At 64.3% G+C, this 13,281-nt stretch carries 15 protein-coding genes; 8 read left to right on the forward strand and 7 right to left on the reverse strand.

What is annotated here, in order from left to right; all coding sequences use genetic code 11:
* Positions 1–72 precede the first annotated feature (72 nt).
* Positions 73–420 (forward strand): hypothetical protein, encoded by a 348-nt coding sequence (locus tag IVA96_RS08795; protein ID WP_247276201.1) that lies wholly within the window; start codon positions 73–75, stop codon positions 418–420.
* Between the two features lie 18 nt (positions 421–438).
* Here the strand turns inward: IVA96_RS08795 and IVA96_RS08800 are convergent, their stop codons facing one another.
* Positions 439–591, reverse strand: coding sequence for a hypothetical protein (locus tag IVA96_RS08800; RefSeq protein ID WP_247276202.1), 153 nt, complete (start codon positions 589–591; stop codon positions 439–441).
* 94 nt (positions 592–685) lie between these two features.
* Entirely contained in the window at positions 686–1,339 is a 654-nt protein-coding gene (locus IVA96_RS08805; RefSeq protein ID WP_247276203.1) for a glutathione S-transferase family protein, read from the reverse strand.
* 129 nt (positions 1,340–1,468) lie between these two features.
* On the opposite strand from IVA96_RS08805, the gene IVA96_RS08810 reads away from it, so the two are divergent.
* On the forward strand, positions 1,469–1,783 hold the full coding sequence (locus IVA96_RS08810) for a hypothetical protein (RefSeq protein WP_247276204.1): 315 nt from the start codon (positions 1,469–1,471) through the stop codon (positions 1,781–1,783).
* A 119-nt stretch (positions 1,784–1,902) separates the two neighbouring features.
* Positions 1,903–2,187 carry a twin-arginine translocation signal domain-containing protein gene (locus tag IVA96_RS08815; protein ID WP_247276205.1) on the forward strand — a complete coding sequence of 95 codons (285 nt, stop codon included), beginning with the start codon at positions 1,903–1,905 and terminating at the stop codon, positions 2,185–2,187.
* A gap of 138 nt (positions 2,188–2,325) precedes the next feature.
* Here the strand turns inward: IVA96_RS08815 and IVA96_RS08820 are convergent, their stop codons facing one another.
* The 3 genes from IVA96_RS08820 to IVA96_RS08830 all read right to left on the reverse strand — a co-directional run bounded on the left by IVA96_RS08820 (position 2,326) and on the right by IVA96_RS08830 (position 4,673).
* Positions 2,326–2,577 (reverse strand): hypothetical protein, encoded by a 252-nt coding sequence (locus tag IVA96_RS08820; protein WP_247276206.1) that lies wholly within the window; start codon positions 2,575–2,577, stop codon positions 2,326–2,328.
* Positions 2,578–2,766: 189 nt separating this feature from the next.
* A complete protein-coding gene (locus tag IVA96_RS08825; RefSeq protein WP_247416839.1) occupies positions 2,767–3,867 on the reverse strand; it encodes an alpha/beta fold hydrolase in 1,101 nt (366 codons plus the stop codon).
* 107 nt (positions 3,868–3,974) lie between these two features.
* On the reverse strand, positions 3,975–4,673 hold the full coding sequence (locus IVA96_RS08830) for a winged helix-turn-helix domain-containing protein (protein WP_247276208.1): 699 nt from the start codon (positions 4,671–4,673) through the stop codon (positions 3,975–3,977).
* Positions 4,674–4,929: 256 nt separating this feature from the next.
* Between IVA96_RS08830 and IVA96_RS08835 the strand changes: the two genes are divergently transcribed.
* From IVA96_RS08835 to IVA96_RS08845, 3 genes are all read left to right on the forward strand, one after another.
* The gene (locus tag IVA96_RS08835; protein WP_247276209.1) at positions 4,930–5,238 is read left to right on the forward strand and encodes an NIPSNAP family protein; all 309 of its coding nucleotides are present in this window, start codon (positions 4,930–4,932) and stop codon (positions 5,236–5,238) included.
* A gap of 28 nt (positions 5,239–5,266) precedes the next feature.
* Positions 5,267–5,617: an antibiotic biosynthesis monooxygenase gene (locus IVA96_RS08840; protein WP_247276210.1), complete on the forward strand. Its 351-nt coding sequence runs from the start codon at positions 5,267–5,269 to the stop codon at positions 5,615–5,617.
* Positions 5,618–5,729: 112 nt separating this feature from the next.
* Positions 5,730–6,539, forward strand: coding sequence for an isocitrate lyase/phosphoenolpyruvate mutase family protein (locus IVA96_RS08845; protein WP_247276211.1), 810 nt, complete (start codon positions 5,730–5,732; stop codon positions 6,537–6,539).
* A 185-nt stretch (positions 6,540–6,724) separates the two neighbouring features.
* Here the strand turns inward: IVA96_RS08845 and IVA96_RS08850 are convergent, their stop codons facing one another.
* The gene (locus IVA96_RS08850) at positions 6,725–7,114 is read right to left on the reverse strand and encodes a hypothetical protein (RefSeq protein WP_247276212.1); all 390 of its coding nucleotides are present in this window, start codon (positions 7,112–7,114) and stop codon (positions 6,725–6,727) included.
* Between the two features lie 157 nt (positions 7,115–7,271).
* Here IVA96_RS08850 and IVA96_RS08855 point away from each other — a divergent pair, with 157 nt between their 5' ends.
* Complete coding sequence (locus IVA96_RS08855) at positions 7,272–7,916, forward strand: trimeric intracellular cation channel family protein (RefSeq protein ID WP_247416843.1); 645 nt, start codon at positions 7,272–7,274, stop codon at positions 7,914–7,916.
* A gap of 145 nt (positions 7,917–8,061) precedes the next feature.
* Here the strand turns inward: IVA96_RS08855 and IVA96_RS08860 are convergent, their stop codons facing one another.
* Positions 8,062–9,288 (reverse strand): c-type cytochrome, encoded by a 1,227-nt coding sequence (locus tag IVA96_RS08860; protein ID WP_247276214.1) that lies wholly within the window; start codon positions 9,286–9,288, stop codon positions 8,062–8,064.
* Between the two features lie 281 nt (positions 9,289–9,569).
* Here IVA96_RS08860 and IVA96_RS08865 point away from each other — a divergent pair, with 281 nt between their 5' ends.
* Positions 9,570–13,061 carry an indolepyruvate ferredoxin oxidoreductase family protein gene (locus IVA96_RS08865; RefSeq protein ID WP_247416846.1) on the forward strand — a complete coding sequence of 1,164 codons (3,492 nt, stop codon included), beginning with the start codon at positions 9,570–9,572 and terminating at the stop codon, positions 13,059–13,061.
* The last annotated feature ends 220 nt before the right edge of the window (positions 13,062–13,281 follow it).

The raw sequence follows: 13,281 nt of genomic DNA on the forward strand, positions 1-13,281 counted from the left end.
GACATCCGGATCTTTGCCTAAGCCCCGCATCTCGCTTCGCTGATGCGGGTTACCAATATCTTCTGAATTCGCATGACCGAAGACGATCCGATCGATGAGATCTCCGATATCGAGGCGCGGATCGAAGCGCTCGCCGAGATTGCCGAGCGGTGCCGGAAATACATTCTGGCGTCCAAGATCGCCATCGGCGGCGGGACCGCGCTGCTGCTCGTCACGATCCTCGGTCTATTGGGATTAGGCCAGACCGCCGCGCTCGGATCGATCGCTCTGGTGTTGGGTGGGATCGTCTCGCTCGGCTCGAACGTCAGCACGTTGCGGCAGACGGACGAGGCCATCAGTGCTGCGGAGGCGCGTCGTTCGGCGCTGATCGGAAGCATCGATCTTCGCGTCGTTGCCGATACGCCGCTGAAGCTGGTGTGACGCGACGCGTCGCACGCCCTACGCCGCAGTCCTGAGCGTCAGCACCTGCAACTCCGCGCGGCATTCGGCTGCGAAGGCCTGAAGGCGTTCCGCGGTTTGCTGGTCGAGGATCGCCTTTGCCAAGCGCTCGGCGCGGGCAATCTGTTCTTTGAGATACGCGATACGGGCCATGGGTCACCTTTCGCCTCGAATAATTTGAGGCAAATTGCTTCGTTCCGATGGCTATGAGCGTACGCTTACCACCGGGTTAATGATGTGCGGCAGGTCACGCTCGGCGGGCCGCATCCCCCGCGGCGAAATGCGCCATTTGGTCCGCGCGGGCTTTGAGGAAGGCCGGGCGGGCCGTGGCCCGGGCGAGGTAAGCGCGACAGGCCGGGTGGTTCGCAAGTCCCTCGAAACGGTCGACGGGGCGCAGCACGTCCGACATCAGGATGTCGGCGACGGAGAAGGACCCCGCCAACCATTCGCGGCGGGCCAGCACCGGTTCGAGATGCTTGAGACGAACCGTAAGGAACCCGTCTAGGAATTTCCATCCCGGCGTGCCGTCCGCATTGCCCATGAAGTTCAGCATCGCCCAGGGCAGGCTCGCCATCTCCACCGAATTGAGCGCGGCGAACACCCATTTCGTCGCCTGGCTGCGGCGGCGCGGATCCGATGGCATCAGCTTGTCGCTGCGCTCGCCGAGATGCAGCAGGATCGCGCCGCTCTCGAAGATCGAGAGGTCGCCATCGGTCAGCCACGGCACCTGGCCGAAGGGCTGGTGCGCGAGATGTGCGGCGCCGCGGTCCTCGAACGGCACGCTCGCGACGCGATAGGGCAAAGCGGCTTCTTCGAGCGCCCAGCGCACACGGAGGTCGCGCACGAAACCCCTGGGCATCTCGGGAACCCAGTCGAAGGTGGTCAGCGTGAGGTCGGCCATGTCGTCTCTCCGTATCTTGGCTCAGACCAAGGACGAGCAAAGGGCACGCATTCCGACACCGGTGACAACTGTTTTTGTCGCCGGCGAGTGAAGCGGCTAGTCTTCGCTCAAACAATGGGAGGAAACCCGATGCCATCAGCGTTCTTCGTCGTCCGCGCCACCCTCACCGACGCGAGCAAGCGCGCCGCCTTCGACAGATGGTACGAGACGGAACATCTGCCCGATGCGGTGAGGGCGTTCGGCGTAGCCAAGGCCTGGCGGTTCTGGAGCCTGGACGATCCCTCGCTGCATCAGGCCATGTATCAGTTCGATGACGAGGCGAAGCTCGCGGCGATGCTGAAAGGTGATGCGCTGAAGCGCCTGACGGCCGACTTCAACCGCGACTGGCCCGAAGTGAGGCGCACGCGCGAGACGCTGGTGCTGGCGCAGGAGTTCGCGACGTAGGCGACAGGCGATACCGTCCGCTTCTCATCGAAACTGAACGCATGATTCAGCTTCGGTTCATGTCGTCACCGCGAGACTTACTCGGCATCACGGGCACGATGATCCAAGAGGAAGAAGTCATGGAGCGCCGAAATTTTTTGAAACTTGCACTGGGGGTGACGGCGGGAGCCGCCGCCTTCGCTGCGACCGTGCAGGCCGCGCCGCTGTCACCGCAGCCACTCGCTGATCCCACCCGCATGCCGCAAGGTCACTCAGACGCTCATCCCGCAGTCACTACCAGCGAAGAAGCCGGGCAGGCGAAACCTGAGCAGGTGCACTGGCGTGGGCGCGGCCGGCATTGGGGCTGGCGCCACCGCCATTGGGGCTGGCGTCGCCGGCGCTGGCACCGCCGCCGTTACTGGTAAGCCCGCGGCAACCGCGAATTGGACCGGGGATCGCCGCTGGCGGTCCCCGTCTCGCGCTCAAGGGACACCGTCGACTAGCGCCAAAACGAAATTGGCCGCGCAGGCGGTCCCGCGCGGCCATTTTGCAATGCGAAAGGATCAGAACGGACGGCAGCGGCCGGCGTACCAGCGGAAGCCATAGGGGCACGCGCGTGCGCGGGGCACCACGACGACCGGCGCCGGGGCGACCACTACGGGCGCGGGGCGCACAACGACTGCCCCGCGCATCGGACGGCAGCCGCCATAGGGGCCACGATACCAGCCGGGGCCGCAGCCGCCGGCGGCGCTGGCCGCTTCGCTGAAACCGACGACCGCGCTGGCGAGCATGACGGCGGCGAACAGGTATTTCATTTGATCTTCCTTCTGGTCCTTCGGGAGAGGCTTAGGGGATGGCGCTTGCGGCGAACAATGAATCAACAGACACGATTCGACACGTTAAATCGGGGACGTGCCGACACATCGCGATCCAAGCCTGCCAATCATGACCTGAATGCGGCATGAACATTGCTCCGCATGCCGCTTCACGCGATGGCGACGGCACTAGCGGCCAAGAAACTCCAGCACCAGCTCCCGATACTTCTCCAGCGCCTCCAGGAAGACGAGATGGCCGGTGTCCGGGATCACCTCGGCCCGCGCATTCGGCATCTTTGCGGCGAACGCTTTCGCGAGTTCGGCATTCTGCCCCATCTTGGCGCGCAGCGCCTCCGGCGCGCTCACTCGTCCCGGCGCGTTGTGATCGTCGGCGCCCATCACAAACAGCGTGGGCAGTGTGATGAGCGGGATCTCGTGTGCCACCGGCTCGCGATAGATCATCTGGCCGGAGCTGACGAAGGCGCGCAGCCAGCGCGGATAATCGGGGCTGCCCTTGATGTTGAAACGGGCATCGATGAACGGGGTGATCGCCTCCGGCGGCAGCTTGATCGAATAGTTGGTCTGGAGCTGCTTGCGATAGCCGTCCGCCGTGAGCTTGTCCTCGGTCTGGATCATCTTCTCGGTCGGCGTCGGCGGCACGTAGAGGCGGTAGTCCTCCAGTCCGATCGGCGCGGTCAGCACCAGATGGGCGATGCGGTCGGGATAGGCGCGGGCGAGGCGCACACCGAGCATGCCGCCGAGCGAATGAGCGACGATCTCGGCCCTGTCGATCTTGAGATGATCGAGCAGCGCAATCGTGTTGCGCGCCAGCGTGTCGAAATGGAGTTCACCCTGCGGCTTGGAGGATTTGCCGAAGCCGACCTGGTCCGGCACGACCACGCGATAACCCGCCTCGCTCAGCATCTTGATCACGGGGGCCCAGTAGCTTGACGGGAAATTACGCCCGTGCAGCAGCACCACGGTGCGGCCGTTCGGCTCCGCGGCAGACACGTCCATATAGGCCATGCTGAGCTGCTCGCCGTCATTGACGAGCGGCAAGAGGTGCACGGGATAGGGATAGGCAAAGCCTTCGAGCGCGGCGCCATAGGGCTCGCGCGGCGCGGTGTCGGCGGCGCGGGCGGATGTGAGCGGGAATGCGAGGAGGGCGGCGCAGAGAGCGCGGCCCGGAGGAAGCGGTTCATTGGGGGTCTCGTGTTTGGAGCCGTCATTCCGGGGCGCGTCGACGACGCGACCCCGGAATCTCGAGGTTCCGAGTTCGCTGCACCGCATCGCCCCGGGACGACAGTGCGCATAAAGTGATGGATGGCCGGGTCAAGCCCGGCCATGACAACAATGGGAGTTCACACGGCATTGTGTGCCGTCACGCAGCTTCGTGATCAGTCCTTGCCATTCCCGAACAGCGCAGCGAACTGTTTCTCGCCGGTGCGGGTGAAATTCACAACGCGGCTTCCGGGCGTGGCGTCGCGTGCGGCCCATTTGAGTTCGGCGAAGCGCTGCATCATGGCCGCCCCCAGTGTGCCGGCGAGATGATGCCGCCGCTCGCTCCAGTCGAGACAGGCCTTGCACACCGGGCGGCGCGGATGGGTCAGCATGTCGGGCGAGATCTGCAAATGCTTGGCGAGGAAGCGCTCGCCCTCCGCCGTCAGCTCGATCTCCTGCTTCTTCTGCCTGACCAGCTGCCGCGCGCGCATGGTGTCGAGCATCTGCACGCCGAGATCGCCGGCGAGATGGTCGTAGCAGATCCGCGCGCGCCGCAACGCCGGATCCTTCGGCCCGGTGCGCACGCGCATGTGGCCGGTCCGCGCGGCAAGCCCCGCCAGGCCCTCGAGCACGCCGGCGACGTCGTCATCGGTGAGGCGGTAGTAGCGATGCCGGCCCTGCTTCTCCGGCTCGACGAGGCCGCCGGCCTCGAGCTTCGACAGGTGCGAGCTCGCAGTCTGCGGCGTGATGCCGGCCTCCTGTGCCAATTCGCTCGCGGTCAGCGCACGGCCGTTCATCAGCGCGGTGAGCATGTTGGCGCGCGCGGGATCGCCGACCAGGGAGGCGACCATGGCGATGTCAGGACCTGATTTCATGCTTCGATGGTAGCCGAAGCATCAACGTCCGGCAAGGAGGTAGGTTTTCACCAAATCGTCATTGCGAACGACGGCGAAGCGATCCTCACTACTTAACCCTCATCCTGAGGAGCGCGCCTTTGCGCGCGTCTCGAAGGAGGAAGGCCCGGATGGTGGCCTCGCCCTTCGAGACGCCGCGCACGCGGCTCCTCAGGGTGAGGGGCTGACTTTGGTGATCGCTGCGCTCGCAACGACGACGGAAACACAGGAGCCCATCATGTCCATCACCGTCTTCATCCGCTACCAGCTTGATCCATTCAAGCGCGCCCAATTCGAGGAATATTCGAAACGCTGGCTCACCATCATCCCGAAATGCGGCGGCGACCTGATCGGCTACTTCATGCCGCATGAGGGCACCAACAACATCGCCTTCGCGCTGATCACCTTCGAGAGTCTGGCCGCCTATGAAGCCTATCGGGCGCGGCTGCGGCAGGACGCCGAAGGCATGGCGAACTTCCATTTCGCCGAGGAGAACAAGTTCATCCTCGCGGAAGAGCGCACCTTCCTGCGCAAGGTGGTATTGTAGGCCAGGACATCGTTAGCAGGAGACGCCCATGATCGCCGTGATCTTCGAAGTCTGGCCGAAGCCGGAACACCGCCAGGACTATTTCGACCTCGCGGCCGATCTGAAGCCCATCCTGCAAACCATCGACGGCTTCATCTCGGTCGAGCGCTTCGAGAGCCTGACCGAGAAGGGCAAGATCCTGTCGGTATCGTTCTGGCGGGATGAGGCGGCCGTGCAAGCCTGGCGCAACACGATGGAGCATCGCCGTACCCAGGCCACAGGCAGGGCGAAGATCTTCGCCGATTATCATTTGCGCATCGCCAGCGTCATCCGTGACTACGGCATGAATGATCGCGAGCAGGCGCCGAAGGACAGCCGCGCCGTGCACGATGCACACTAGCGCTGCCCGGGCGCGCACTTGCGCTGCCGGGCGCGCACTAGTGCTGCCGGGCGCGCACTAGCGCTGCCCTGAATGCGCGCCTATGTCTTCGCGGCCAATAAGGGAGAGAAACATGCACGTGACAACCGCTGACAAGCGCGCGACGTTCAGGAAGATGCACGAGAGCGGCTGCTTCATCCTGCCCAATCCGGTTGACGTCGGCAGCGCCAAGGCGTTGCAGCATCTCGGTTTCAAGGCGATTGCGTCATCGAGCGCGGGCTTTGCCTGGACCATCGGCAAGGCCGATAATCACGTCAGCGTCGAGGAGGTCTGTCAGCATCTGGCAGCATTGAGCTCCGCCGTCGACATTCCCGTGAATGCGGATTTCGAGGGCGGCTTTGCCGTCGAGCCGGACAAGGTCGCTGACAATGTCGAGCGCTGTGTCCGCACCGGCGTTGCCGGCCTGTCGATCGAGGATTCCACCGGTGACAAGGCCAAGCCGCTCTACGACCGCGCGCTCGCGGTCGAGCGGATCAAGGCCTCGCGCAAGGCGATCGGCGACAGCGGCACGCTGCTGGTCGGCCGCTGCGAGGCTTATCTTTGGGGCGCGACCGATCTCAAGCTCGTCATCGACCGGCTCACCGCCTACGCGGACGCCGGCGCTGATTGCCTTTATGCGCCGGGCCTGAAGAGCCGCGAGGACATTGCGGCGGTGGTGAAGGCGGTGCATCCAAAACCGTTCAATCTCCTGGTCGGCGGCTCCGGCCTGTCGTTGCAGCAGGCGGCCGATCTCGGCGTGCGTCGCATCAGCGTCGGCGGATCGCTCGCCCGCGCCGCCTGGGGCGGTTTCATGCGCGCGGCCAAGGAAATGGCGGAGCAGGGGACCTTCACCGAGCTCGGCAATGGCTATTCCGGCGGCGAGCTCAACAAGATGTTCAGCTGACCCAAAGGAAAAGCGGCGGGACCTTTTTGGGTCCCGCCGCTCTCGTAGCCTCTCGGTGTCCTGCCCCGCCTAGTGCGCAATTGCGCACGGGCCGGGCATCCAGTACGCCGCGGCTTTTGATTTGGCCACGACGGTCTCGGAGTGCTGGGTCCCGCCAGGTCAGCGGGCGAGCTATCGTGTTACTTTTACTTCGCGCCGTCAGACGGCGTCTGCGTATCGGGCGCCGGCTTGCTCGGTGCTGCACCCGTGGTCACGCCCGGCCCGGTGTTGTTGCGCGGCGTCACGTCGCGCATGCCGGGAGGCGCGGTCGGATTGGTCGGCTGCGTCTGCGCGGTCTGCGACGTCGGCGCGTTGCTGGCCTGGTTGGTCGTGCTGGTATTGTTCAGGCCGTAGAACACGGCACCCAGCACCAGCGCAATCGCAACGGCGAACAGCGCAACCTTGCCGCTGGAGGCGGGGCCTTCGCCAAGCTCGGGATCGGCCTGAAGGTCGGCATCCCGGCGCGCCGCGCGAAGATACTCATCGTCGGCGAGGTTCGGGCGGTACGGATCGTTGGGAAAACGGTCGTCAGCCATCGATTGGTCTCCTCGGGTTATTGCCGCGGGACAACCCGTGGATGCGAGATTCCGTTCCCGGCGCTTTATGCTTTCGTCGCATGTTGCTCCCGCCGCGGGAATCAGGACCTTGTCTACGGGAACCGTGGACCAGGTTCCACAGAGGGAGAACAAATCCATGTGGAGCCTGCCGCCGACGGACGGCGTCCTGCATCTTCTGGCGTTGGTCGCCTTGACGGCGGAGGGCATGACGGCCGCGCTGGCCGCCGGTCGACGGAGCATGGACTATGTCGGCGTTTGTCTTCTCGCCTGCGTGACCGCGCTTGGCGGTGGCACACTGCGCGACCTGTTTCTCGGTCACTATCCGCTGGTGTGGGTCGCCAACCCGATCTACCTCGCGCTGCCGGGCGGGGCAGCGCTGCTGACGATCCTGATCGCGCGGCTGGTGCATCGGCTGCACCTCGCTTTCATCGTTCTCGATGCCATCGGCCTCGTCGTCTTCACCATGATCGGCTGCAATGTCGGCTGGCAGATGGATGCCTCGCTGCCGATCGTGATCGTCTCGGGCATGGTGACAGGCTGCGCCGGCGGCGTGCTGCGCGACGTGCTCTGCAACGACGTGCCGCTCCTGTTCCGATCCGAACTCTACGCCAGCGTCTCGGTCGTGACCGGGCTGTTCTACGCCACCGCCTTCGCTCTCAATCTCAATGCCGAGCTCTGGACGATCCTGACCTTCGTGCTCGGCCTCAGCTTCCGTCTGCTCGCGGTCCGCTACAGATGGGAGATGCCGAAATTCGTGTTCACCGGGGATGAAAAGAAATAGCGCGCTTTCTTCGCCTCGCTCCGCTTGCGAGAGGCCGACGCGCGAAGCGCGGCCCGATGACAGGCTCCGCGAAGCAAATCCAGAATCCCTCCGCGAAAGACTTTGGATTGCTCGCCAATGACCGAGAGAAGGCGACGGCGCGGATTTACGGCTCTTCCTTCCTCGCCTTTGCCACCTGCGCCGGCGTCACCATTGGGCCCGCATTGCCCCAGGAATTGCGGATGTAGTTCGTCACTGCCGCGATCTCGTCGTCGGACAATTGCTTGGCATAGGCCGGCATCTCGGCGGTGTTGGGCGCGCGCGCCGTCGTCACGGTGTGGGCGCCATCGAGGATGATGCGCAAGGTGGAGGACGGATTGACCGATTGCAGCAGGGCGTTGCCGGGCAGCGGCGGATAGATCCGTGGGCTGCCTGTGCCGTCGGCCTCGTGGCAGGCGACACAGAGCTTTGCGTAGACCGCCTGGCCGGCCTTCATCTCGGCAACGTCAGCCGGCGTCACGATGGTCTCGCGCCGCGCCGGCGGCAGGCTCTTCAGGTAGACCGCGATCGCACGCACGTCGGCATCGCTCATCTTCGAGGTCGAGTTGACGATCACCTCCGCCATCGGCCCGCCGGCATGGCTTTTGGCGTTGCGGCCGCTTTGCAGATATTCGGTGATATCGTCGGCGCTCCACGACTTCAGCCCGGTGCGCGCGGCGCCGTCGAGCCTTGGGGCATACCAACCGCCGACCTCGTTGCCGGACAGCGCCTGCGCTTGCTTGTCCGCGCCAAAATAGTTCTTCGGCGTGTGGCAGGCGCCGCAATGGCCGAGACCGGTGACGAGATAGCCGCCTCTGTTCCACGCGGCGCTCTGGCTCTGGTCCGGCTCGAACAGGCCGGGCTTAAAGTACATATAGTTCCACACCCGCATCAGCCCGCGATAACCGAACGGCCAGCGCAGCTCCGGCGGCTTGTTGCGGTTGGCGACGGGCGCCAGCGTTCCCAGATAGGCCCGGATCGCCAGCGTGTCGTCCTTCGTCATCCGCGTGAAATAGGGATAGGGAAACGCCGGGTAGTAGTTCGAACCGTCAGGCGCGAGGCCATAGCGCAAGGCGCGCGTGAAGTCGGCATCGGTCCAGGCGCCGATCCCGACGTCGCGGTCTGGCGTCAGGTTTGGCGCGTAGATCGCACCGAAGGGCGTATCGATGCGCTTTCCGCCGGCGAACGGCTTTGCCGGATCGGCGGTGTGGCAGCCCGCGCAGTTGCCGGCTTCGACCAGCGTCTTGCCGTAGGCGATCAGCTCCGGCGAGGGCTCGGCGGCGCGGGCTGCGCCTTCAACTGCACTGCACAACGCCAAACCCACGAGAGCCGAGCCAGCCAGAATCGTCCGCATCGAAAGCCTCTCCTGCGACCAATCGACGTCGTCCCGCAGTATAGGGGCCTCACGTCATTTCGCGACGGCGGGGGTATGGTGACACAAATTGAAAACGCCCAGCGTGTTTCAGGCCACGAAATTGCTATTTTTACCCGGCGCTCCCTTTGCTCCAGATTTGTGATGCGGAGCGTGAAATTTCCGACATAGAGTGGCGGAGATGGTCGGCGCGCCCTAGCTAAAAATGACGGGCAGGCAACGGCTTAAGTGGCCAAAGGCCAAGAAGGGCGGAAGAGGACAGCATGGGCATCAACCAGGGTCCGATCAGTCTCGATCAGAAATACACCCAGCAAACCGGACACGTTTTCACCACGGGCATCCAGGCGCTGGTGCGCCTGCCCATGGCCCAGATCCGGCGCGACCGCGCCAACGGCCTCAACACCGCGGGCTTCATCTCCGGCTATCGCGGCTCGCCGCTCGGCGGCTATGACCAGCAGCTCTTCGCCGCGCGGAAGCATCTCGAACAGTACAACATCAAGTTCCAGCCCGGCGTGAACGAGGATCTCGCGGCGACCGCCGTGTGGGGCTCGCAGCAGCTCAACCTCTCGCCCGGCGCCCAATATGATGGCGTGGTCGGCATCTGGTACGGCAAGGGCCCCGGCGTCGACCGTTGCGGTGACGTCTTCCGCCACGGCAATGCCGCCGGCTCGGCCAAGAACGGCGGCGTGCTCTGCCTTGCCGGCGACGACCATGGCGCAAAATCCTCCACCGTCCCGCATCAGTCCGACCATGCCTTCATCTCGGCGCTGATGCCGTATCTCTATCCCTCGAGCATCCACGAGATGATCGAGATGGGCCTGCTCGGCATCGCGATGTCGCGCTACTCCGGCTGCTGGGTCGGCATGAAGGTGATCACGGAGACGGTGGAGACCACGGCCGAGATCGACCTCACCGACGAGATGAAGCCCTTTATCATCCCCTCCGATTTCGAGCTGCCGCCCGGCGGCCTCAATCTGCGCTGGCCCGACGACCGCTTCGAGCAGGACCGTCGCTTACAGGACTACAAGGGCTTTGCGGCGATCGCCTTTGCGCGCGCCAACAAGGTCAACCGCGTCACCATGGATTCGCCAAACGCCCGCTTCGGCATCATGGCATCCGGCAAGAGCTATGAGGACGTCCGCCAAGCGCTGCGCGAGCTCGGGATCACCGAGGAGGTCGCCGCCAAGATCGGCCTTCGCCTTTACAAGATCGGCATGCCATGGCCGCTGGAGCCGGAGGGCGTACGGCAGTTCGCTGTGGGGCTCGAAGAAATCTTCATCGTCGAGGAACGGCGCGAGATCGTCGAGAACCAGGTCAAGCAGGAGCTGTTCAACTGGCGTGACGACGTCCGCCCACGCATCGTCGGCAAGATGGACGAGCACGACAAGCGCTTTTTGACCTTCGCCGCCGAGCTCAGCGTCGCCTCGCTTGCGACCTCGCTGACCGAGCGGCTGCTTCGACTTAATCTCAACCCTGAAATTGCGGAGATGCTCCGCGTCAAGGCCGACTGGTTCAACGGCCGCCAGGCCACGCAGATGCAGGCGGTCGCGCCCATCTCCCGTACCCCGTATTTCTGCTCAGGCTGCCCCCACAATACATCCACGAAAGTCCCCGAAGGCAGCCGCGCCATGGCCGGCATCGGCTGTCACTTCATGGCGCTGTGGATGGACCGCTCGACCGAAACGTTTACGCATATGGGCGGGGAGGGCGTGCCCTGGGTCGGCATCGCGCCTTTCACCAAGGAGAATCACATCTTCGCGAATCTCGGTGACGGCACCTATTTCCATTCGGGCATTCTCGCCATCCGCCAGGCGATCGCCTCCAAGGCGAACATTACCTACAAGATCCTCTACAACGACGCCGTTGCCATGACCGGCGGTCAGCGCCATGACGGCGATCTCTCGCCGCAGCAGATCACCCAGCAGCTTTACGCCGAAGGCATCCGCGAGCTCTATCTGGTCTCGGAAAACCCCGATGCTTACCCGGCCGACACCATCGCGCCCGGCGTGAAGAAGTATCACCGCGACGAGCTCGACAATGTCATGAAGATGTGCCGCGAATACAAGGGCACGTCTGCCATCGTATTCGTGCAGACCTGCGCGGCCGAGAAGCGTCGCCGCCGCAAGCGCGGCTTGATGGAAGACCCGCCGCGCCGCGTCATGATCAACCCGGCGGTCTGCGAAGGCTGCGGCGACTGCTCGGTGCAGTCGAACTGCATCTCGGTCGAGCCGCTCGAGACCGAGTTCGGCCGCAAGCGGGCTATCAACCAGTCCTCCTGCAACAAGGACTATTCCTGCCTGAAGGGCTTCTGTCCGTCCTTCGTCACGATCGACGGCGGTGCGCCGCGCCATCGCGCGCCGGCGGAGCTCAGCGAGATCGGCGAGCTTCCGGAGCCGGCCTCACGCCCGATCCTCGACAAGCCGTACAACATCGCGGTCGGCGGTGTCGGCGGCACCGGTGTGCTCACCATAGGCGCGCTGCTCGGCATGGCCGCCCATATCGAGGGCAAGGCCTCGATGATCCTCGACATGTCGGGTCTCGCGCAGAAGGGCGGGGCGGTGCTCAGCCACGTCCGCCTGTCCGATCATCCGGCCGAGGTGACCTGCTCGCGCATCGTCACTGGAACGGCCGATCTTGTGCTCGCAGCCGACGAGGTGGTCGCGGTTGCCAAGGACACGATCTCGCTCTGCGACTCCAGCCGCACCCGCGGCATTATCAACAGCCACGTCATCCCGACCGCCGACTTCGTCCTCAACCGCGACTTCAATTTCCAGACCCGCAAGCTCAACGCGGTGCTGGAAACGGCGCTGCACAAGGACTCCGTGTTCTTCGATTTCACCAAGCCGGCCGAGCAGCTGCTCGGCGATGCTATCGCCACCAACATGATGATGATGGGCTATGCCTATCAAAAAGGGCTGTTCCCGCTGTCGGCGGCGTCGATCGAGCAAGCTATCGAGGTCAACGGCGTCTCGATCAAGATGAACAAGGAGGCCTTCCGCCTCGGCCGCCTCGCGGTCGCCGATCCCAAGCGCCTCGCCGACATGCTGAAGGGGACGGACGAGGTCGTTGCACCCAAGACGCTGGAGGCGATGACGTTGGACGAGGTCATCGAGCATCGCGCCAAGCACCTCACCGCCTATCAGAATGCTCGCCTGGCAAACCGTTATCGCAAGCTGGTCGACCAGGTCCGCGAGGTTGCGGTGAACGGTGGCTATGGCGAAGCGCTGCCGCGCGCGGTCGCGGTGAACTACGCCAAGCTGTTGGCCTACAAGGACGAATACGAAGTCGCGCGCCTCTACACCGACGGCGCCTTCGAGCAGCAGCTCCGCGACCAGTTCGAGGGCGAGTTCAAGTTCAACTTCAACCTGGCGCCGCCGATCCTCAGCCGCGTCGTTGATGCGCTCGGCCGTCCGAAGAAGCGCGCCTTCGGCCCGTGGATGCTGAACGTTTTCCGCGTGCTGGCCAAATTCAAATTCCTGCGCGGCACGCCGTTCGACATTTTCGGCCGCAGCGCCGACCGCAAGCTCGAGCGCGACCTGATCGCCGGCTACGAGAAGGACGTTTCAACCGTGCTCGGCCTGCTGTCGCCGGTCACGCACGACACCGCCGTGGAGCTGCTGTCGCTGCCCGACCGCATTCGCGGCTACGGCCCGGTGAAGGAGAAGGCCGTAAACGACGCCAAGGCCCGCTACGCCCAGCTCGCCGCTGACCTCGCCAACCCGCCGCCCGCGCCAAGGCAGATCGCGGCGGAGTAGGTCTCCTAGCTCTGCGATTTTCCTCTTTGAAATCAACCCCGTTCTACTGTGCATGGGGTTGTTTTCGTTAAAAAAGAAAATCGCTTGCGCGGTCGGGCAAAGCAGCTTTAGGATTCTGCTGTCGCCTGCATCATTGGCGAGGAGCTCTTGCGACGACGCAATCCAGCACAAGAGGCGGACCCCATTTGGGCCCACCCGCTACCCTCTCGCAGGGCGGAAT

This window comes from Bradyrhizobium sp. 159 (assembly GCF_023073795.1).
Taxonomy (GTDB): Bacteria; Pseudomonadota; Alphaproteobacteria; order Rhizobiales; family Xanthobacteraceae; genus Bradyrhizobium.